Source organism: Brevundimonas sp. FG128, assembly GCF_057809775.1.
On record NZ_JBMDKP010000002.1, the window covers coordinates 109,982 to 129,513 of the forward strand.

The following is a 19,532-nucleotide window of genomic DNA, read 5'->3' on the forward strand; positions in this document are numbered from 1 at the left end:
GATGCGCCAGCCCGCCGTCTTCTTCGGTCACGGTTCGCCCATGAACGCGCTTGGCGGTCCCTATGGGGCTGCCTGGCGCACGCTGGGCGAGGCCATCGGCAAACCCAAGGGGGTGGTGATGATCTCCGCCCACTGGGAGACGCGCGGGCTGGGCGTCACTGCGCAGGACCGACCCGAAACCATCCATGATTTCGGCAACTTCCCGCGTGAACTTCAAGAGATGCAGTATCCCGCGCCCGGGTCGCCCCAACTGGCGGCTCGGGTGGCGGAGTTGACCGGCGCGGTCCAGACGCAGCAATGGGGACTGGATCACGGAACCTGGTCGGTGCTGGTTCACGTCTGGCCGGACGCCGATGTGCCGGTGGTGCAGCTGTCGCTGAATCGCGAGCTGACCGCGCGTCAGCACTACGAACTGGCCAAGGCCCTGCGGCCGCTGCGGGACGAGGGGATCGTCATCGCCGGCTCGGGCGACTTCGTGCACAATCTGCGGACCTGGAAGCGTGAGGACGGCGCCGAACCCTACGCCTGGGCGACCGGGTTCAACGAGGCGGTGAAGATAGCGTTCGAAAAGGGCGACCACTACGCCCTGATCGACTGGATCGGCCTGGCCGAGGACGCCCAGATGAGCGTGCCGACCGACGAACACTATCTGCCGGTGCTGTATGTCGCCGCCCAGCAGGAGCCGGGCGAAGCGGTCAGCTTCTTCAACGACCGCATCGACGGCGGCTCAATCTCGATGACGGGCGTCAGGATCGGCTGATCAGGCCGACTTTTCGGCCTCGACCATCTTCTGGATCGTCACATAGTCCGTTTTGCCGGTGCCCAGGACCGGCACTTCGGCGACCTTGACTATCTTCTTGGGCACGATCAGCTCGGGTGCGCCGTTGGTGCGGGCCCATTCGGCCAGGGGGGCGACCTGGGCCTCGGCGTGGTCGGTGACCAGGACAAGTTTCTCGCCCTTGCGGCTGTCGGGGATCGACACGACGGCGTGGCGCTGATCCGGCCAGACGGCGCCGGCGATGCCTTCCACGGCGGTCAGGGAAACCATTTCGCCGCCGATCTTGGCGAAGCGCTTGGCGCGGCCCCGGATGGTGACATAGCCCTCGGCGTCCACATCGACGATGTCGCCGGTGTCCAGCCAGTCGTCGCCGATCGGATCCCAGGCCAGGGGTTCGGCCGAGGTGACATAGCCGCTCATGACGTTGGGACCGCGCAGCATCAGACGGCCGCCCGCATCGATGCCCTCGACCGGCTCCAGCGTCCAGTCGATGCCGGGGAGGACCTGGCCCACGGTGCCGGGCGCGTTGCGGTCGGGGTGGTTCACGGCGATCACGGGCGAGGCTTCGGTTGCGCCATAGCCTTCCAACAGCACGACGCCGCCGAACTTTTCATCGAACAGGGCGCGGGTTTCGGGCCTCACCTTCTCGGCGCCGGCGACCACGAACTTCAGCGTCGAGAAGTCGTTCGGCTCGGCGACGCGACCGTACTGGTTCAGGAACGTGTCGGTGGCGAACAGGATCGAGGCGTTAACCTGGGGCAGCAGGTCGGTGATCTGTTTGGCGTGCAGCGGCGACGGATACTGAAACGCCTTCAGCCCTTGCAGCAGCGGCAGGATGACCCCGCCGGTCAGGCCGAAACAGTGGAAGGTCGGCAGGGGATTGAACATCACCCATTCCGGCAGCAGGTCGATATGGGCCGCCACCTGGCGGGCGTTGGCGACCAGATTCTCCTGGCTCAGCACCACGCCCTTGGGCGTGCCGAAACTGCCGGAGGTGAACAAGACGACGCCCGGAGCGTCCGGGTCGGTCTTCACACGGAACCGCTTGGGCGCCGCGCCGGCGGCGAGGCCGTACAGCTTGTCGGCCAGGCCTATGGTCTTGCGCACGTCGTCCAGCCAGACCACGTCGGCGACGGTCTTTAGTTCGACGATCAGGTCGTCCAGCTTGGCCTGGTCGATGAAGCGTTTGGCGGTCAGCACCTTCTTGACGCCCGAGGCCTTGATCGCGGCCTTCAGATTGGCCTCGCCGGCGGTGAAGTTCAGCATCACCGGCACGCGGCCGTGGGCGTGCAGCCCGAAGAAGGTGACGACGACGCCCATCGATGACGGCAGCAGGATGGCGACCCGCTCGCTCAATTCGGTCATGTGGGCGATCTTGCGGCCCAGCACGAAGGCGGCGCGGATCAGGCCGGTGTAGGTGAGGGGGTGGCGATCCTGGTCCTCCAGGATTTCCTTGTCGCCGAACCGTGCCCGCGCATCGATCAAGGCGTCGATCAGGGACGAGTCGTAAAGCGAGGAATCCAGGGCCTGGCGCAAGCGCGTCTCCTACGGAGGGCGCGGGCGGCCCTCTCTGTTGTTCGGGCGTCTGTCATTAATGACGCCGTGTCATCTTGAAAAGATGCGTAACGTCGCGTGAGTTCCGAGGCGCGATCACGCCTGCGGCAAGTCTGTTACCCGGTGTGCCTTGCCTTAACGCCTTCAAAGTCCGAAATACCGGGAATGGTCACCCTGATCGACACCCTTCAGCGCAAACCTTCCGAGCTGCGTCACCCCGAAAAGCAGAACCGGCCCGAGTCGGTCGTTCTGAAAAAGCCAGACTGGCTGCGGGTCAAGGCGCCCGGATCGGGCCAGTACAATGCGACCAAGGAGATCGTGCGCTCCAAGGGGCTGGTGACGGTGTGCGAGGAGGCGGCCTGTCCGAACATCGGCGAGTGCTGGAGCCAGAAGCACGCCACCCTGATGATCATGGGCGACACCTGCACGCGGGCCTGCGCCTTCTGCAACGTCAAGACGGGCCTGCCCCAGCCGCTTGACCCGGAAGAGGCCGGAAAGGTCGGTTTGGCGGTCCAGCAAATGGGCCTGAACCATGTGGTGATCACCTCGGTCGATCGCGACGACGTGTCGGACGGCGGCGCTGCCCACTTCGCCGAGGTTGTGCGCCAGATCCGCATCCAGGCGCCGGGCACCACCATCGAGATCCTGACGCCCGACTTCCTGCGCAAGGACGGGGCGGCCGCCGTGATGATCGACGCCAAGCCGGACGTCTTCAACCACAACCTTGAGACTGTTCCGCGCCTGTATCTGAAGATCCGACCCGGCGCCCGCTACTTCCACAGCCTGCGTCTGCTGCAGATGGTCAAGGAGCGTGACCCGGAGCAGTTCACCAAGTCCGGCATCATGGTCGGCCTGGGCGAGACCAAGGAAGAGGTCATGCAGGTGATGGACGACATGCGGTCCGCCGGCGTCGATTTCATCACCATCGGCCAATACCTCCAGCCGACGCGCAAACACGCCGCCATCGACCGGTTCGTCACGCCGGAAGAGTTCAAGGCCTATGAGGCGATCGCCCGGGCCAAGGGCTTCCTGATGGTGTCCTCGTCGCCGCTGACACGTTCGTCGCACCACGCCGGCGACGACTTCGCCCGGCTGAAGGCGGCGCGCGAGGCGCAGCTGCGTCGCTAAGTCTCGAATGGCCGTCCACCGCGTTACGCGCATCCTTCCCTATGCGCCCGAACAGCTTGCCGATCTGGTCGCCGACGTGCGCGCCTATCCCGACTTCGTACCGTGGGTCACGACAATGCGCGTCTGGAATGAGCGGGCCGAAGGCGAGGGTGTCACCGTGCTGGACGCGGAAGCCGGTGTGGGCTTCTCCTTCCTGAAGGAGCGGTTCTCGACCTGGGTCCGGCATGACCGGAACGCGCCCAAGGTGGAGGTCGGCCTGCTGCGCGGGCCGTTCAAGCACCTGAAGAATCGGTGGGAGTTCTTTCCGCACCCCGATGGCGCGCGGCTGGAGTTCATGATCGACTTCGCCTTCAAATCGAAGATGCTGGACCTGATGCTGTCGGCCAACTTTGATCGGGCGGTGGAAAAGCTGATCGGCTGTTTCGAAGCCGAGGCGCAGCGGAGGTACGGCGGCCGATGAGTTTCGATTTCGACGCGACCGTCGTGGGCGCCGGGGCTGTGGGCCTGGCCTGCGGTCGGGCGTTGTCGAAACGGGGCCTGACGGTGCTGGTGCTGGAGAAGGAAGGCCATATCGGGCAGGGCGTCTCGTCACGCAATTCCGAGGTCATCCATGGCGGTCTCTATTATCCGACCGGATCGCTGAAGGCCCGCTTCTGCGTCGAAGGACGGCGCGCCCTCTATGACTTCCTGGCTAGCCGCAAGATCGATCACTGGAAGTGCGGCAAGCTGGTCGTGGCGACGCAAGAGGCCGAGGTCGAGCGGATCGAGGCCATCTTCGAACAGGCGACGGCCAACGGGGTCGAGGGACTGGAGCACCTGACCGGCGCCCAGGCGCGAGCGCTGGAGCCCGAACTGAATGCTCACGCCGCCATTCTGTCGCCCGAGAGCGGCCTTTTCGATAGCCACGGCTATATGCTGGCCCTGCAGGGTGAGATCGAGGATGCGGGCGGCTCGGTCGTGGTCTCGGCGCCGTTCGAGGGCGCCGAACCCCTGCCGGGCGGCGGCTTCACGATCCGTGTGGGCGGGGAGGGGGCGATGCAGGTCACCAGCCGCCTGCTGGTCACGGCGCCCGGTCTGTCGGCCCAGGCCGTGGCGGCGGCCATCGACGGCTATCCGGCCGGCGACATTCCGGCGGGCCATTTCGGCAAGGGCGTCTATTTCCGCCTGGTCGGCAAGGCGCCGTTCGACCGACTGATCTATCCGCCGCCTATTCCCGGCGCGCTGGGCACCCATTATCGCAAGGACCTGGGAGGGCAGGCGGTGTTCGGCCCCGATCTGGCCTACATCGAGACCGAGGACTATTCGGTCGACCCGGCCAAGGCCGAGGTGTTCGCCGCCTATATCCGCCGCTTCTGGCCGGGCCTGCCCGACGGCGCCCTGACGCCGGACTACGCCGGCATCCGGCCCAAGCTGCATGGGCCGGGTGAGCCGCAGCCCGACTTCCAACTGCATGGACGCGAACATCACGGCATCGACGGCCTGATGGCCCTGTTCGGCATCGAGAGTCCCGGTCTGACCAGCTCGCTGGCCGTAGGCGAGGCCGTGGCTGCCGCCCTGATGGAGACCGCATGACCGAGCGCGAGAAGATGCTGGCGGGTCTGCCCTATGATCCGGGTGATCAGGACCTGCGCGACGGTCGCGCCCGCGCCGTGGGCCTGACCGTCGCCATCAACGCCGAGCCGGATCGCGAACGGCGCGGCGCTCTGGTCAATGAGCTGGTGAACGCGGCCGACGGCAAGGCGGTGATCATGCCGGGCTTCTTCTGTGACTACGGCGTCAACATCCACCTGGGGGCGCGGGCCTTCGCCAACGCCAACTGCGTGTTTCTGGACTGCGCCGAGATTCGCATCGGCGACAACTTCCAGGCCGGGCCTGGGGTGCAGCTTCTGACGCCGGAGCATCCGCTGGACGCCGTGGCGCGTCGAGGCGAGGAGACGGCGCGGCCCATCGTCATCGGCGACGACGTCTGGATCGGCGGCGGCGCCATCGTTCTGGCCGGCGTCACCATCGGCGATCGTTCTGTGATCGGCGCCGGTTCGGTGGTGACGAAGGATGTGCCGTCGGATGTCGTTGTGGTCGGAAATCCGGCGAAGATCGTCCGTCGCCTGACGCCTGCTTAAACGCCTTGAAATCGTCGCGGGGTTCATGCATAAGCCGCGCCTCGCGTGGCGGTCCCCCGTTCTTCCTTTGAAGGGTTCAGGGCCGCCGCTATTGTTTTCGCGCTAGATCAGGCTTCGGCTCTGGGCGGCGCCCGACTTAGAAGATTGAGACGGACATGGCCGTTCCGAAGCGGAAAGTATCCCCCTCGCGTCGCAACATGCGCCGCGCCCACGACGCCCTGACCTCGAACGTCTATGTCGAGGACAAGGACACCGGCGAGCTGAAGCGCCCGCACCACATCGACCTGAAGACCGGCACCTATCGTGGTCGCCAGGTCATCACGCCTAAGGAAGACTAGTCTTCCAAGGCCTGTCGGTTTCGGCCGGACGATGAATTTGACGGCGCGCGGTGACCCGCGCGCCGTTTTCGTGCGTTGAGTGCGGTGAAGCTTCATCGGAGATGCGCCTCATGATTCGATTCACCGCCGTCAGCGTCGTCGCGCTGCTCGCCCTCGCCGCCTGCGACCGTAGGGATTCTGAGCCGCCCGCCGCCGCCGACCCGCCCGCAGCCAGCCCCGCCCCAGCGGCGACGCCGCCTGCGGTCGTGGATGAGACGGCCCTGACAAGCGAAGGGCTGGGGCCGGTGCGAATCGGCATGACTCGGGCGGACCTTGTAAAGGTCTGGGGCGAGGATTCCCAACCCAACGCCGTCGGCGGCGCCGATCCTGAAACCTGCGACGAGTTCCATCCGACCAAGGCGCCGACGGACGTGCTGGTCATGATCCAGAATGGCGTCCTGACCCGGATCACCCTGATGCGCGGCGCGACGACCAAGACCGATCGCGGGTTCGGCGTCGGCGATACCGGCATGGCGATCAAACAGGCCTATGGCGGCGCCATCTTCGCCCAGCCCCACAAATATCAGGATGCGCCGGCGGAAGACCTGTTCATCTGGTCGCGCGGCGGCTCGACGTCCTATGTCACCGATCCGGCGGCGCGCGGCGTGCGTTACGAGATCGGCAGCGACGGCAAGGTGATGCGCGTCCATGCCGGCGACCCGTCGATCCAACTGGTCGAGGGCTGTTCCTGACATCGGGCGACGACGGCGCCATTGGCGTTTGGCGGGGAGGCGGCTAAACCGTCGAACCTCCCTTCCGTCCTGAGCCAAAGAGCCGAGCCATGACCGACATCGCCGACATCGTCGCCCGCCAAATCCTCGACAGCCGGGGCAATCCCACCGTCGAAGTCGATGTGGTTCTGGAAGACGGATCGTTCGGCCGTGCCGCCGTTCCCTCCGGCGCCTCGACCGGCGCGCACGAAGCGGTCGAACTCCGCGACGGCGACAAGGATATGTGGGGCGGCAAGGGCGTCCAGAAGGCCGTGGATGCGGTCAACGGCGAAATCTTCGACGCCCTGTCGGGCATGGACGCCGAGGATCAGCGCCGCATCGACGAAACGATGATCGCGCTGGATGGAACACCCAACAAGGCGCGTCTGGGCGCTAACGCCATCCTGGGTGTCTCCCTGGCCGTGGCCAAGGCCAGCGCCATCTCCGCCGGCCTGCCGCTGCACCGCTATATCGGCGGCATTTCGGCCCGCGTGCTGCCCACTCCGATGATGAACATCATCAACGGCGGGGCCCATGCCGACAATCCGATCGACATCCAGGAATTCATGATCGTACCGACCGGGGCGGAGACCTTCTCGGACGCCCTGCGCATGGGGGCGGAAATCTTCCACGCCTTGAAGAAGCAGTTGAAGGACGCCGGCCACAACACCAACGTCGGCGACGAGGGCGGCTTTGCCCCCAATCTGGCTTCGGCCGACGAAGCGCTCAGCTTCATCACCAAGGCGGGCCAGGCGGCCGGCTATCTAGCGGGCGAGGATTTCCATCTGGCTCTGGACGTCGCCTCGACCGAGTTCTTCAAGGACGGCAAGTATGAGATGGCCGGCGAAGGCAAGTCGCTCGATGCCGAGGGAATGGTCGGCTACCTCGCCGATCTGGTGGAGCGTTTCCCGATCATCTCGATCGAAGACGCCATGGCCGAAGACGACTTCGACGGCTGGCGCCTGTTGACCGAGCGGATGGGCGACCGGATCCAGCTGGTCGGCGACGACCTGTTCGTGACCAACCCCGCGCGCCTGGCCGCCGGCATCGGCGAGGGCCTGGCCAACTCCATCCTGATCAAGGTCAACCAGATCGGCACCCTGTCCGAGACCCTGGACGCCGTCGATATGGCCCACCGCGCCGGCTACACCGCCGTGATGAGCCACCGTTCGGGCGAGACCGAGGATTCGACCATCGCCGACCTGGCCGTGGCCACCAACTGCGGGCAGATCAAGACCGGCTCGTTGGCGCGGTCGGACCGGGTGGCAAAATACAATCAGCTGCTGCGCATCGAAGAGATGCTGGGCGACCAGGGCGTCTATTTCGGCGACGGCATGCTGCTGAAATAAGAATATGAATTGTCGGCGGAGAATCAGTGTTCTCCGCCGATTTTCTTACGGTCAAGCTACATTTCGTTAGGCATTTTCGGGCACCTTTCGTCAGCTGTGTTCTCGCGCTCAGAAGGAGCGTCTTAAGTGCCCGAACGGATGAAACCCTACCGCCTGTCCTTCGCCCTGTTGCTGTTGCTTGCCTATCTTGGGGTGCAGGCGCTGACGGGCGAGCGCGGCTTGTTGAGCGGCTCGTCCCGCGACGCCCTGCTGGGGCAGCGTGTGGATCAGCTCGCCCATCTTACCGAACAGCGACGCGACCTCGAGACGCGAGTTCGCTATCTGCGCACCGACAGCCTCTCCAAGGATTTGTTGGAAGAGCGCGCGCGCGCCGTGCTGGGCTTCTCGGACCCCCGCGACTATGTGATCCGCGTCCCCGCGCAAGCTGCGCAGGGCTGAGGCGCCGTCGCCACTTGAACTATTGTTACAGGGGCGCCCGCACCCCTTTGCGTTCCGGGAAGGAAGGCTGCTAAAGCCCCTTTCCGTAACGATAAGAAGGCGTCGCTTCTCGACGCCTAGCCGGGAGATACCGGATGGCGAAAGCCCCAGCCAAATCCGCTCAGACGACTTCGCCTGACAAACTGCCCAACACGCCGACGGCGTCGAAGGAAGACCTGCTTCGCTTCTATCGCGAGATGGTTCTGATCCGCCGCTTCGAGGAGCGTGCAGGCCAGCTCTACGGTATGGGTCTGATCGGCGGCTTCTGCCACCTGTACATCGGCCAGGAAGCCGTGGCCGTCGGCGTTCAGGAGAGCGTCAAACAGGGCCACGACAAGATCATCACCGGCTATCGTGATCACGGTCACATGCTGGCCGCCGGCATGGATCCCAAGGAAGTCATGGCCGAGCTGACCGGCCGCAGCGGCGGGTCGTCCAAGGGCAAGGGCGGTTCGATGCACATGTTCGACGTGCCGACCGGCTTCTATGGCGGCCACGGCATCGTCGGCGCCCAGGTCGCGCTCGGCACCGGCCTGGCGTTTGCGGGCAAGTATCGCGGAGACGACTCGGTCGCCTTCGTCTATTTCGGCGACGGCGCCTCGAACCAGGGTCAGGTCTACGAGAGCTTCAACATGGCCCAGCTGTGGAAGCTGCCGGCCATCTACATCATCGAGAACAACCAGTACGCCATGGGCACGAGCATCGAACGCTCGTCATCCACGACCGAACTGTATCAGCGCGGGGCCAGCTTCGGCATTCCGGGCGAACAGGTTGACGGCATGGACGTGCTGGCCGTGCGCGACGCCACCGCCCGCGCGGTTAAGCGCGCCCGCGAAGGCGGCGGTCCATTCATTCTGGAGGTGAAGACCTATCGCTATCGCGGTCACTCGATGTCCGACCCGGCGAAATACCGGACCAAGGAAGAGGTGGACGAGGTCAAGAAGACCCGTGACCCGATCGATCACCTGAAGATGCTGCTGTCGGCCGCCAATGCGACCGAGGACGAGCTCAAGGCCATCGACACCGAAATCAAGGCGATCGTCGCCGAAGCTGTTCAATTCGCCCAAGAGAGCCCGGAACCCGATCCGTCCGAGCTCTACACCGACGTCTACGTGGAGGCCTGATCCGTGACCGACATTCTGATGCCGGCGCTGTCCCCCACGATGGAAGAGGGCACGCTGACCAAATGGCACATCAAGGCAGGCGACACCGTGTCGGCCGGCCAGGTGATCGCCGAGATCGAAACCGACAAGGCGACGATGGAAGTCGAGGCCGTGGATGAAGGCGAAGTGCTGGAAATCCTGGTCGCCGAAGGTTCGGAGAACGTGAAGGTCAATACGCCGATCGCGCGTCTGGCCGGCGAAGACGGCGCAGCGGCGCCTGCGCCCAAGGCCGCTGAAGCTAAGGCCCCCAAGGCTGCTGCCGAAGGCAAGACGGGCGATCCCGAAAAGGCTCCGGCCCAGACCTCGACCCCCAAGGTCGAACTGCGCGACCCGGAAATCCCGGCCGACGCCAAACTGGTCAAGACGACGGTCCGCGACGCCCTGCGCGACGCCATGGCCGAAGAGATGCGTCGTGATGACCGCGTCTTCTTGATCGGCGAGGAAGTCGCTCAGTATCAAGGCGCCTACAAGGTCAGCCGCGACCTGTTGCAGGAGTTCGGCGACCAGCGCGTCGTGGATACCCCGATCACCGAGCATGGCTTCGCCGGCCTGGGTGTCGGCGCGGCCATGTCGGGCCTGAAGCCGATCGTCGAGTTCATGACGTTCAACTTCGCCATGCAGGCGATCGACCACATCATCAACTCGGCCGCCAAGACCCTGTATATGTCGGGTGGTCAGATCCGCGCGCCCATCGTCTTCCGCGGTCCGAACGGCGCCGCCTCGCGCGTCGGCGCCCAGCACAGCCAGGACTATTCGGCCTGGTATGCTCAGGTTCCGGGTCTGAAAGTTGTTGCGCCCTATGACGCGGCCGACGCCAAGGGCCTGCTGAAAGCCGCCATTCGCGATCCGAACCCGGTCGTCTTCCTCGAACACGAGATGATGTACGGCTTGGAGTTCGATGTCCCGGACGTCGAGGACTACGTCTTGCCCATCGGCAAGGCCAAGGTCCGTCGCGAAGGCAAGGACGTCACCATCACGGCCCACAGCCGCATGGTCGGCTTCGCCCTGCAGGCCGCCGAGAAGCTGGCCGAAGACGGCATCGAGTGCGAGGTCGTCGATCTGCGCACCCTGCGTCCGCTGGACACCGACACCATCGTCGAGAGCGTCAAGAAGACCAGCCGTCTGGTCTCGGCCGAAGAGGGCTGGGGTCCGATGGGCGTCGGCGCCGAGGTCGTGGCCCGCGTCATCGAACACGCCTTTGACTATCTGGATGCGCCGCCGCTCAGGGTGCATCAGGAAGACGTGCCGCTGCCCTACGCTGCCAACCTCGAAGTGCTGTCGCTGCCTGGCGTGGACAAGATCATCGCGGCCGTGAAGCAGGTGATGGCATGACCGACATTCTGATGCCTGCCCTGTCTCCGACCATGGAGGAGGGCGTCCTGGCCAAGTGGCACGTCAAGGTCGGAGACGTCGTCTCCGCCGGCGACGTGATCGCCGAGATCGAAACCGACAAGGCCACGATGGAAGTCGAGGCCGTCGATGAGGGCGAGATCACCGACATACTGGTCGCCGAAGGGGCGGAAGGCGTGAAGGTCAATACGCCCATCGCCCGCCTGAAGGATGAAGGCGGAGCCGCCGCACCCAAGGCCGCTGAAAAGCCCGCCGCCAAAACCGAGGAATCGCCGAAGGCCGAAGCCGCTCCCGCCGCTGAAGCGCCCAAGGCTGCTGCTGCTGCCGCTCCGGCTCCCGCTGCGCCGAAATCGGAAAACGGAGAGCGCATCTTCTCTTCACCTCTGGCGCGTCGCATCGCCGCCCAGAACCGCGTCGATCTGAAGTCGATCAAGGGCACCGGGCCGCACGGTCGTATCGTCAAGCGTGACGTCGAAGGCGTCTCCGCCGGCGCCACCAAGCCGGCCGCCGCTGCGACCGCCGCCGCCGCGACCTCGGGTATTGCGCCTCGTCAGGTTCTGTCGCTGGCCCAGATGGGAATCCCCGACGGCAGCTACGATCTGATCCCGCTGGACGGGATGAAGAAGGCCGTGGCGCGTCGCATGGTCGACAGCATCCAGAACGTGCCGCACTTCCCGCTGTTCATCGACGTTGAGATCGACCAGCTGATGGCCGTTCGCGCCAAGGTGAACAAGATGCTGGAGCCGCAGGGCATCAAGGTGTCGGTCAACGACTTCGTCATCAAGGCCGCCGCCCTGGCCCTGAAGATGGTGCCGGAGGCGAACGCCTCCTACACCCCCGAAGGCATCGCCATGCACCACAACGCCGACGTCTCGATGGCGGTGGCGATCGACGGCGGCCTGATCACCCCGATCATCAAGAAGGCCGAGACCAAGGGGCTGGCGCAGATCGCGACCGAGTCCAAGGACCTGGCCAAGCGCGCCCGCGAACGCAAGCTGAAGCCGCAAGAGTTCCAGGGCGGCACCTTCTCGGTGTCCAACCTGGGCATGTTCGGCATCAAGCAGTTCACCTCGATCATCAACGAGCCCCAGGGCTGTATCATGAGCGTGGGTGCGGGCGAGCAGCGCGCGGTCGTTAAGAACGGCCAGGTCGTTCCGGCCACCGTCATGACCGTGACCCTGACCTGCGATCACCGCGTGGTGGACGGTGCGACCGGCGCCCGCTTCCTGCAGGCGTTCAAGCCGCTGATCGAAGATCCCGTCGCGATGCTGGCGTAAGGGGAGGGTGAGGTCATGACCTCGGTCTATGACTTCTCCGCCCGCGCCATCGACGGCACGGAGGTTTCGCTGGACCGTTTTCGCGGTCAGGCGCTGCTGATCGTGAACACGGCGTCGAAGTGCGGCTTCACGGGGCAATACGATGGCCTCGAAAAGCTGCACCGGACGTTCGGCGACCAGCCGTTCGAGGTGCTGGGCTTTCCCTGCAACCAGTTCGGCGAGCAGGAACCGGGGCGGGCGGCGGAGATCGCCGCCTTCTGCGCCACCAGTTTCGACGTGACCTTCCCCCTGTTCGATAAGGTGGAGGTCAACGGGCCGAACCGGCATCCGCTCTACGCCTGGCTGACACAGCAGAAACGCGGCTTCCTTGGCTCCAAGGCCATCAAGTGGAACTTCACCAAGTTCCTGACCGACCGCGAGGGCAGGGTGGTCGCCCGCTACGCCCCGCAGACAGAACCCGAGGCCATCAAGGCCGACATCGAGAAGTTGATCTGATCATGGCTGCTGAATTCGATCTCGTCGTTATCGGCTCGGGCCCCGGCGGTTACGTCGCGGCCATCCGCGCCAGCCAACTGGGCCAGAAGGTCGCGATCGTCGAGCGCGAGAACCTGGGCGGCATCTGCCTGAACTGGGGCTGTATCCCGACCAAGGCCCTGCTGAAGTCGGGTGAGAAGTTCGAGAGTATGAGCCATCTGAAGGACTACGGCCTGTCGGCCTCCGGCGCGTCGTTCGACTTCGACGCCATCATCCAGCGCTCGCGCGGCGTAGCGGCGACGATGAACAAGGGCGTCGCCTTCCTGATGAAGAAGAACAAGATCGAGGTGATTGAGGGGTCGGCCAAGCTGGAAAAGGGCGCTGCGGCGCCTAGGGTCATCATAGCGCTGAAGGCCGGCGGTTCGCGCACGGTTGAGGCCAAGGCGGTCATGCTGGCCGTCGGCGCTCGCGCCAAGGCCATCCCGCAGATCGGCCTGGAGGCCGACGGCGACAAGATTTGGGCCTATCGGGAGGCGCTGGCGCCGAAGAAGATGCCGGCCTCCATCGTGGTCATTGGTTCGGGCGCCATCGGCATCGAATTCGGCAGCTTCTACAAGGCGCTAGGCGCGGACGTCACCGTGGTGGAAGCGGTCGATCGCATCATGCCGGTCGAGGACGAGGAGGTCTCCAAGGCCGCCCAGAAGTCGTTCGAAAAGCGCGGCATCAAGTTCCGCCTCGGCTGCAAGGTCACCAAGGTGTCCAAGGCCGGCAAAGGGGTCCAGGTCGCCATCGAGAAGGACGGCAAGGCCGAAACGCTGGAGGCCGAAGTCTGCATCTCGGCGGTCGGTATCACCGCCAACACCGACGGCATCGGCCTGGAGGCGCTGGGCGTCAACATGGACCGCGGCCACATCACCATCGACGGCCACTGCGCCACGAACGTGAAGGGCCTGTACGCCATCGGCGACTGCGCCGGCGCCCCCTGGCTCGCGCACAAGGCCTCGCACGAAGGCATCCACGCCGCTGAATTCATCGCCGGCTACAAGACCCCGAACGTTCATTCGCCCATCGCCGGCTGCACCTACGCACAGCCGCAGGTCGCCTCGGTCGGCGTCACCGAACAGGCTGCCCGCGCCGAGAAGCGTGAGGTCAAGATCGGGCGCTTCCCGTTCCGCGTGAACGGCAAGGCCGTGGCGGCCGGCGAGGTCGACGGCTTCGTCAAGGTGATCTTCGACGCCAAGACCGGCGCCCTGATCGGCGCCCATATGATCGGCCACGAAGTGACCGAGATGATCCAGGGCTACGTCACCGCCATCACCATGGAGGCGACGGAAGAAGACATCCACGGCATCGTCTATCCGCACCCGACCATGTCGGAAGCGATGCATGAGGCGGCGCTGGACGCCTATGGGCGAACTATCCACCTCTAAAACTGAAAAGTGAAACGGCCTCGAACGTGGTCCGGGGCCGTTTGCTATCTGGCGTGGTGCGTTAGCGCTTCTTGCCCAGTTCCGCCGCGATGTCCTTGGTCATGCGGCCGACCTTGTGGTGGGCGGCGGTGATCTGGTCGCGGGTCACGCCCCAGCGCTTCATCCAGTATTCGACCGACTGACGTTCAGACAGGTCGATCCGGTCCTTGTCGATGAAGCCGCGCTTGTCCTTGAGGCCCGCCATGGTCGGCTCCGTCTGCTGGGTAGGTGGCCGGGTTAAGCCTTCTCGACGAAACTGTCGATCACCCGCTTCTCGCCGGCCTTTTCGAAGTCGACCAGCAGCTTGTTGCCCTCGATGATGCGGACGTGGCCGTAGCCGAACTTCTGGTGGAAGACGCGCTCGCCCTTCTTCCAGCCGGAACTGGATTTGGGATCGGCGGTGGCGATCAGGCGGCCGTCGCCTTCGATGACGGCCTTGCGGGCGGGAATCTTGTTCGGGGTCTGGGCGGCGGTGAAGGATTGGGCGCGTTTCCAGCCGGGGGACGAATAGCCGCTGCTGAAGGAGGGCGCGTCGTCCCAGCGGCTCTTGGCCTCCTTCATGCCGGTGGAGGCGCCGTAATAGCCGGTGTCGGATTGCGGATCGACGTGGGCGATGGGCAGTTCGTCGACGAAGCGGCTGGGCAGTTGCGAGGTCCAACGGCCGTACACCAGGCGGTTGGCGGCGAAGGAGATGCGCGCGTCCTGTTTGGCGCGGGTGACGCCGACATAGGCCAGGCGGCGTTCCTCCTCCAGGCCCTTCTCGCCCTTCTCATCGATGCTGCGCTGGCTGGGAAAGACGCCTTCCTCCCAGCCGGGCAGGAAGACCAGCGGGAACTCCAGCCCCTTGGCGCCGTGAAGGGTCATGATCTGGACCGCCCCGTCGCCGTTCGGATCGTCGCTGTTGGCGCGCTCCAGGTCCATGACCAGGGAGACGTGCTCCAGATAGGCCTGCAGCGTCTCGAACTGCTGCATCGACTGGGTCAGTTCCTTCAGGTTGTCCAATCGGGTCTGGCCGCTGGTCCGGTCGGCCTTCTGCATGTCGGTGTAGCCGCTCTCTTCCAGCACCGTCTCCATGACCTGCCAGTGCGGCGTGGTCTCGGACAGGGCGCGCCAGCGATCCACGTCGCGCACGAAGTTGGACAGGGCGGTGCGGGTGCGGGCCTGAAGCTCGTCGGTGTTGATCAGGCCGCGCACGGCGGTCAGGGCGGACAGGCTGTGCTGGCGGGCGAGTTGCAGAACCTTCTGCACGCTCGTGTCGCCGATGCCGCGCTTGGGCACATTGACGATCCGTTCGAAGGCCAGATCGTCGTCCTCGGACTGGATCAGCCGCATATAGGCGTGGGCGTCGCGGATCTCGGCCCGTTCGAAGAACCGGGGGCCGCCGATGACCGCGTAGGGGATGGCCAGCATAACCAGCCGCTCCTCGAACGCCCGCATCTGGAACGAGGCGCGCACCAGGATGGCCATATCCTTGTATTTCAGGCCCGGCTCGCCGGCGTGGGGGCGGCGCGCGGTCTCGATCTCATCGGCGATCAGCCGGGCTTCGGCCTCGCCGTCCCAGACGCCGCGCACCCGCACCTTGTCGCCGCTGTCGTCCTCGGTCCACAGGGTCTTGCCCAGCCGGTCGCGGTTGGCGGCGATCAGGCCCGAGGCCGCGCCCAGAATGTGGCTGGTCGAGCGATAGTTGCGCTCCAGTTTGACGATCTTGGCGCCGGGGAAGTCGCGCTCGAAGCGCAGGATGTTGTCCACCTCTGCTCCGCGCCAGCCATAGATCGACTGATCGTCGTCGCCGACGCAGCAGACATTGCCGGTCGAGGCCGTCAGCAGCCGCAGCCACAGATACTGGGCGACATTGGTGTCCTGATATTCGTCGACCAGGATGTAGCGGAAGCGACGACGGTATTCCTCAGCCAGGTCCGCATGCTGCGACAGGATGGTGATGTTGTGCAGCAGCAGGTCGCCGAAGTCGCAGGCGTTCAGGCTGCGCAACCGCGCCTGATAGGCAGCGTACAGGCCCTGGCCCTTGCCGTTGGCGAAATCCTCGCCGGGCGGCAGCTTTTCCGGCGTCCAGCCGCGGTTCTTCCAGTGGTCGATCAGGCCGCTGAGCGACTTGGGCGTCCAGCGCTTGGTGTCGATGTTGGCGGCTTCCAGCAGCTGTTTCAGCACCCGTTCCTGATCGTCGGTGTCCAGGATGGTGAAGCTGGACTTCAGCCCCACCAGTTCGGCGTGACGGCGCAGGATCTGGGCGGCGACCGAGTGGAAGGTGCCCAGCCAGCGCAGCCCCTCGGCCGACGGACCGATCAGATGGGTGATCCGCTCGCGCATCTCGCGCGCGGCCTTGTTGGTGAAGGTGACGGTCAGCAACTCCCACGGCTTGGCCCGGCCGGTGGCGAGAATGTGCGCCAGCCGCGTGGTCAGGACCCGGGTCTTGCCGGTGCCGGCGCCGGCCAGGACCAGGACCGGCCCTTCGGTCGTCTCCACCGCCTCGCGTTGTTCGGGATTGAGCCCCTTCAGATAGTCGCGCGCCTCCGCCTCCTCGGGTGCTCGCGCGCGGGCCAGATCGGAAATGCGAGGGGCGGGAAGATCGGTCACAGGCGCAGAGATATCCGGTCAGTCAGAATCGAAACCGGAACATAAGGGGACCGGAAGGCAATGTCAGGGCCGCCGCCTCAATGAAACCTCGGAACCCGTATGATCGATGGCCGGTTCACTATTGCGATGCAACGAGAGAAGCAGAAGATCAGGGCGGGGCAGGACCGGCCAGGGGGCAAGAACTCCGGCTGGCTGGCCTTCGGTCTGGGCATGATCGGAATGTTCGTTGTGATGGCGCTGTGGGTCGCCCTGGTCGAGACGGCAGGCGAGCCCGACAACGAAGTGGAGTTCATCGGCCGTCCGCAGTCGGACTCTCAGCCGTTCGAACGCGATGAGCCCAAAGTGCGCGATCCTATTTGAGGCTGTAGGTGATGGTGGTCACCACGCGCACCTTCTTGTCGATCGAGGCCGCCTCGTCTCCGCCCGCGCCGTCTCGCGGCAAGATTTCGAACGAGCCCTGGGTGGCCTGACGGATCGGGCCCAGCGGCGTGCCGCTGTCCTTGGCGAACTGCTCAGCGCCGGTGCGCGCCGCAGCCGTGCCTTCGGCGATCATCTGGGGCCGCACGTCGTTCAGCTTGGTGAAGATGTAGGACGGCCCCTGGAAGTCCTGCAGCACCACGTCCTGGCGCACGAGATCGTTGAGCGCCCGCGTCGTCGCCTGGACCCGCGCCACGTCGTTCGTCCGCACGATCACCGTCTGAGCCAGGATGAAGCGGGGCCCGCCGTTCTGCGAGGCGTATTCGCGCGAGCGGGTATCGGCGACCTCCAGTCGGCCCAGTTCGATGGCGTCGGCGGGATAGCCTTGGGCGGCCAGGAAACGCCGGACCAGCGCCAGATCGCCGTCGATCTTGGTCTGGACTTCCGACAGAACGTCCCCCGAGGCGGTGAAGCGCAGCGGCAGGACGGCGAGGTCCGCCTTCACATTGCGCTCGGACAGGCCGCGCACGGTGACGGTCCGGTCGCCGGCGCGGGCATGTATGACGCCCTGACCGATCAGGGCGCCCGCGCCGATGAAGCCGACGGCTAGAAGGCCGCCGATGACGGCCGCTGGGATCAGACGATTATCGCTCATGACAGGTCTCCAACCGGCACGCTACGCCGCTCGACCGTGTTCCGCCACCCAGTCCAGCGCCAGCAGGCGACAGGCCGAGGCCAAGGGGCGGCGCCCGCGATTGGCGTCGATGTCGGCCAGCAACTGCGCCTTGGAGAGCTCTCGCGTCGCCGCGATCCGGTCCAGCACCACCCAGAACTCGGGCTCCAACGCCACGGAGGTCGCGTGGCCTGCAAGAACGACCGACCGCTTGCTCAGGCCGCTCAACGCGCGGACTTCAGCACGATCTCGGCCGAGGCCGGGGCGCCGTTGGTCAGGACGGCATGCCGGGTGTCGGTGACGAAGACCAGGGCGCCGGCGGCGTCGCGGATCTCGGCGCGCGCAGCATAGGTATGGCGCGGGTCGATCTGGGCGGTCGGGAAGCCGAGATTGACGGTGTAAGGCGGCGCGCCGGTCAAAGGTTCGCTGGATTCGGCCAGGACCTGGGCGGGGGCGTCAGCCAGGCTGACGTCCTCGACCTTTACCGTCAGGACGTGGCCGGGGGGCAGCATGATCCGCTCGCGATAGCTGGCGGTGACGTTCACGACCGTCATTCCCGTGCTCATGTCGGGCGTGGCGGCGCAGGCGGCCAGGACGAGGGCGGCCGGCAGGATCAGGGGGGCGTTGCGCATGGTGATCTCCTTTGTCGGCCCCAGTCTGTCACACTCGGGCGCAAGACGTGAGCGGCGCCGAGGTCGCGCTGTGTTAAGCGGGGCCGACCGCCGCCGGAGACTGACCTTGAGCCGCCCCTTCGTGGTCGCCGCCATCGCCATCTGCGCTCTGATCTGGGGCACCACCTGGTATGCGATCACCCTGCAACTGGGGCCGGTCGATTCGATCGTCTCCATCGTCTGGCGGTTCGGCCTGGCCTCGGCGGTGCTATTCGCGTTCTGCGCGGTGACGCGGCGGCCGCTGCGGCTGACCCGCGCTCAGCATCTGGCCGCCGTCGGGCAGGGCGCCTTCGTCTTCGCGGTCAGTTACGGCTTCGTCTATGCGGCGGAGGGGCAGGTGGCGTCGGCTGTGGTCGCGGTCATCTTCGCCGCCCTGGCCTTCGTGAACCTGATCCTTTTCCGGCTGTTGGGCGGGCAGAAGGCGGCGTCGGCAGCATGGATCGGCGCGGCCCTGGGCGTCATGGGCGTGGGGGTGCTGTCTTACGGCCAGATCACAGCGGCCGGGGCAGGCCTCAATCCGGAGCTGGGTGTCATCTTCGCCCTGACCGCCGTCCTGGCGTCGGCGTTCGGCAACTGGTTCGCCTGGAAGGGACAGCAGGCCGGCGCGCCGGTGATGGCGGCCACGTCCTGGGCCATGGCCTATGGCACGGCCATGCTGGCGCTGTATGGTCTGGCGACCGGCGTGACGTGGCGGGTCGAGCCGACGCCGCACTATGTGCTGTCGCTGCTCTATCTGTCGCTGTTCGGGTCGGTGATCGCGTTCGGCCTGTATTTCACTATCGCCCGTCAGCGCGGCTATGCCTTGGCCAGCTACATCTCGGCCCTGACGCCGCCCATCGCCATGCTGGTGTCGGTGATGTTCGAGGGCGCGCGCTTCGGCTGGAGCGCCCTGATCGGACTGGCGCTGGTGCTGGCGGGGCAGGTGATGCTGATCCGCGCGCCCAAGACCTGAA

Annotated in this window: 22 protein-coding genes; 16 read left to right on the forward strand and 6 right to left on the reverse strand. The window is 65.7% G+C overall.

Translation table 11 applies throughout. The features are described 5' to 3' along the window. Position 1 precedes the first annotated feature (1 nt). The gene (gene ygiD / locus ACODSC_RS04920) at positions 2-760 is read left to right on the forward strand and encodes a 4,5-DOPA-extradiol-dioxygenase (RefSeq protein WP_488812344.1); all 759 of its coding nucleotides are present in this window, start codon (positions 2-4) and stop codon (positions 758-760) included. Here ygiD and ACODSC_RS04925 read toward each other — a convergent pair whose 3' ends face one another. Further along, positions 761-2,314: an AMP-binding protein gene (locus tag ACODSC_RS04925; protein WP_488812346.1), complete on the reverse strand. Its 1,554-nt coding sequence runs from the start codon at positions 2,312-2,314 to the stop codon at positions 761-763. Between the two features lie 183 nt (positions 2,315-2,497). On the opposite strand from ACODSC_RS04925, the gene lipA reads away from it, so the two are divergent. From lipA to lpdA, 13 genes are all read left to right on the forward strand, one after another. Further along, entirely contained in the window at positions 2,498-3,460 is a 963-nt protein-coding gene (lipA, locus tag ACODSC_RS04930; protein ID WP_346496864.1) for a lipoyl synthase, read from the forward strand. A 7-nt stretch (positions 3,461-3,467) separates the two neighbouring features. Continuing rightward, entirely contained in the window at positions 3,468-3,920 is a 453-nt protein-coding gene (locus ACODSC_RS04935) for a type II toxin-antitoxin system RatA family toxin (protein WP_488812348.1), read from the forward strand. Further along, entirely contained in the window at positions 3,917-5,032 is a 1,116-nt protein-coding gene (locus ACODSC_RS04940; protein WP_488812350.1) for an NAD(P)/FAD-dependent oxidoreductase, read from the forward strand. Before ACODSC_RS04935 ends, ACODSC_RS04940 begins: the two co-directional genes overlap by 4 nt. Next, positions 5,029-5,580 carry a sugar O-acetyltransferase gene (locus ACODSC_RS04945; RefSeq protein ID WP_488812352.1) on the forward strand — a complete coding sequence of 184 codons (552 nt, stop codon included), beginning with the start codon at positions 5,029-5,031 and terminating at the stop codon, positions 5,578-5,580. The genes ACODSC_RS04940 and ACODSC_RS04945 overlap by 4 nt, the downstream gene beginning before the upstream one ends. Before the next feature lie 155 nt (positions 5,581-5,735). Then, a complete protein-coding gene (rpmF, locus tag ACODSC_RS04950) occupies positions 5,736-5,918 on the forward strand; it encodes a 50S ribosomal protein L32 (protein WP_026108365.1) in 183 nt (60 codons plus the stop codon). A gap of 110 nt (positions 5,919-6,028) precedes the next feature. After that, the gene (locus tag ACODSC_RS04955) at positions 6,029-6,649 is read left to right on the forward strand and encodes a hypothetical protein (RefSeq protein WP_488812354.1); all 621 of its coding nucleotides are present in this window, start codon (positions 6,029-6,031) and stop codon (positions 6,647-6,649) included. Between the two features lie 89 nt (positions 6,650-6,738). Continuing rightward, complete coding sequence (gene eno, locus ACODSC_RS04960; protein WP_488812356.1) at positions 6,739-8,016, forward strand: phosphopyruvate hydratase; 1,278 nt, start codon at positions 6,739-6,741, stop codon at positions 8,014-8,016. A 138-nt stretch (positions 8,017-8,154) separates the two neighbouring features. Further along, entirely contained in the window at positions 8,155-8,454 is a 300-nt protein-coding gene (locus ACODSC_RS04965) for an FtsB family cell division protein (protein WP_488813441.1), read from the forward strand. Positions 8,455-8,588: 134 nt separating this feature from the next. Beyond that, positions 8,589-9,617 (forward strand): pyruvate dehydrogenase (acetyl-transferring) E1 component subunit alpha, encoded by a 1,029-nt coding sequence (gene pdhA, locus ACODSC_RS04970; protein WP_135195511.1) that lies wholly within the window; start codon positions 8,589-8,591, stop codon positions 9,615-9,617. A 3-nt stretch (positions 9,618-9,620) separates the two neighbouring features. After that, the gene (locus tag ACODSC_RS04975; protein WP_488812358.1) at positions 9,621-10,988 is read left to right on the forward strand and encodes a pyruvate dehydrogenase complex E1 component subunit beta; all 1,368 of its coding nucleotides are present in this window, start codon (positions 9,621-9,623) and stop codon (positions 10,986-10,988) included. Beyond that, positions 10,985-12,283, forward strand: a complete 1,299-nt coding sequence (locus ACODSC_RS04980) for a pyruvate dehydrogenase complex dihydrolipoamide acetyltransferase (RefSeq protein ID WP_488812360.1) — start codon at positions 10,985-10,987, stop codon at positions 12,281-12,283. The genes ACODSC_RS04975 and ACODSC_RS04980 overlap by 4 nt, the downstream gene beginning before the upstream one ends. Before the next feature lie 15 nt (positions 12,284-12,298). Then, entirely contained in the window at positions 12,299-12,778 is a 480-nt protein-coding gene (locus ACODSC_RS04985; protein WP_488812362.1) for a glutathione peroxidase, read from the forward strand. A gap of 2 nt (positions 12,779-12,780) precedes the next feature. Continuing rightward, entirely contained in the window at positions 12,781-14,187 is a 1,407-nt protein-coding gene (lpdA, locus tag ACODSC_RS04990; protein ID WP_488812364.1) for a dihydrolipoyl dehydrogenase, read from the forward strand. 61 nt (positions 14,188-14,248) lie between these two features. Here lpdA and ACODSC_RS04995 read toward each other — a convergent pair whose 3' ends face one another. Continuing rightward, positions 14,249-14,431 (reverse strand): DUF3606 domain-containing protein, encoded by a 183-nt coding sequence (locus tag ACODSC_RS04995; protein ID WP_488812366.1) that lies wholly within the window; start codon positions 14,429-14,431, stop codon positions 14,249-14,251. Positions 14,432-14,463: 32 nt separating this feature from the next. After that, positions 14,464-16,830 carry an ATP-dependent helicase gene (locus ACODSC_RS05000; protein ID WP_488813442.1) on the reverse strand — a complete coding sequence of 789 codons (2,367 nt, stop codon included), beginning with the start codon at positions 16,828-16,830 and terminating at the stop codon, positions 14,464-14,466. Between the two features lie 87 nt (positions 16,831-16,917). Here ACODSC_RS05000 and ACODSC_RS05005 point away from each other — a divergent pair, with 87 nt between their 5' ends. Then, positions 16,918-17,178, forward strand: coding sequence for a hypothetical protein (locus tag ACODSC_RS05005; protein ID WP_488812368.1), 261 nt, complete (start codon positions 16,918-16,920; stop codon positions 17,176-17,178). Here ACODSC_RS05005 and ACODSC_RS05010 read toward each other — a convergent pair. From ACODSC_RS05010 to ACODSC_RS05020, 3 genes are read right to left on the reverse strand one after another with little or no spacing between them, the layout of a single operon-like run. Beyond that, positions 17,171-17,890 carry an SIMPL domain-containing protein gene (locus tag ACODSC_RS05010; protein ID WP_488812370.1) on the reverse strand — a complete coding sequence of 240 codons (720 nt, stop codon included), beginning with the start codon at positions 17,888-17,890 and terminating at the stop codon, positions 17,171-17,173. The two genes, ACODSC_RS05005 and ACODSC_RS05010, sit on opposite strands and share 8 nt — an antisense overlap. A gap of 21 nt (positions 17,891-17,911) precedes the next feature. Continuing rightward, the gene (locus ACODSC_RS05015; RefSeq protein WP_488812372.1) at positions 17,912-18,136 is read right to left on the reverse strand and encodes a ribbon-helix-helix domain-containing protein; all 225 of its coding nucleotides are present in this window, start codon (positions 18,134-18,136) and stop codon (positions 17,912-17,914) included. Beyond that, a complete protein-coding gene (locus ACODSC_RS05020; protein ID WP_488812374.1) occupies positions 18,133-18,540 on the reverse strand; it encodes a YbaY family lipoprotein in 408 nt (135 codons plus the stop codon). The genes ACODSC_RS05015 and ACODSC_RS05020 overlap by 4 nt, the downstream gene beginning before the upstream one ends. A 106-nt stretch (positions 18,541-18,646) precedes the next feature. Between ACODSC_RS05020 and ACODSC_RS05025 the strand changes: the two genes are divergently transcribed. Continuing rightward, positions 18,647-19,531, forward strand: coding sequence for a DMT family transporter (locus tag ACODSC_RS05025; protein WP_488812376.1), 885 nt, complete (start codon positions 18,647-18,649; stop codon positions 19,529-19,531). Position 19,532: the final 1 nt, after the last annotated feature.

Coding starts and splice junctions, on each gene's coding strand:
- ACODSC_RS04955 (WP_488812354.1), top strand. CDS start 6,029: ATGATTCGATTCACCGCCGTCAGCGTCGTCGCGCTGCTCGCCCTCGCC.
- ACODSC_RS04945 (WP_488812352.1), top strand. CDS start 5,029: ATGACCGAGCGCGAGAAGATGCTGGCGGGTCTGCCCTATGATCCGGGT.
- lipA (WP_346496864.1), top strand. CDS start 2,498: ATGGTCACCCTGATCGACACCCTTCAGCGCAAACCTTCCGAGCTGCGT.
- ygiD (WP_488812344.1), top strand. CDS start 2: ATGCGCCAGCCCGCCGTCTTCTTCGGTCACGGTTCGCCCATGAACGCG.
- ACODSC_RS04940 (WP_488812350.1), top strand. CDS start 3,917: ATGAGTTTCGATTTCGACGCGACCGTCGTGGGCGCCGGGGCTGTGGGC.
- pdhA (WP_135195511.1), top strand. CDS start 8,589: ATGGCGAAAGCCCCAGCCAAATCCGCTCAGACGACTTCGCCTGACAAA.
- ACODSC_RS05005 (WP_488812368.1), top strand. CDS start 16,918: ATGATCGATGGCCGGTTCACTATTGCGATGCAACGAGAGAAGCAGAAG.
- ACODSC_RS05020 (WP_488812374.1), bottom strand. CDS start 18,540: ATGCGCAACGCCCCCCTGATCCTGCCGGCCGCCCTCGTCCTGGCCGCC.
- ACODSC_RS04935 (WP_488812348.1), top strand. CDS start 3,468: ATGGCCGTCCACCGCGTTACGCGCATCCTTCCCTATGCGCCCGAACAG.
- ACODSC_RS04980 (WP_488812360.1), top strand. CDS start 10,985: ATGACCGACATTCTGATGCCTGCCCTGTCTCCGACCATGGAGGAGGGC.
- ACODSC_RS04985 (WP_488812362.1), top strand. CDS start 12,299: ATGACCTCGGTCTATGACTTCTCCGCCCGCGCCATCGACGGCACGGAG.
- ACODSC_RS04995 (WP_488812366.1), bottom strand. CDS start 14,431: ATGGCGGGCCTCAAGGACAAGCGCGGCTTCATCGACAAGGACCGGATC.
- ACODSC_RS04965 (WP_488813441.1), top strand. CDS start 8,155: ATGAAACCCTACCGCCTGTCCTTCGCCCTGTTGCTGTTGCTTGCCTAT.
- rpmF (WP_026108365.1), top strand. CDS start 5,736: ATGGCCGTTCCGAAGCGGAAAGTATCCCCCTCGCGTCGCAACATGCGC.
- ACODSC_RS05010 (WP_488812370.1), bottom strand. CDS start 17,890: ATGAGCGATAATCGTCTGATCCCAGCGGCCGTCATCGGCGGCCTTCTA.
- lpdA (WP_488812364.1), top strand. CDS start 12,781: ATGGCTGCTGAATTCGATCTCGTCGTTATCGGCTCGGGCCCCGGCGGT.
- eno (WP_488812356.1), top strand. CDS start 6,739: ATGACCGACATCGCCGACATCGTCGCCCGCCAAATCCTCGACAGCCGG.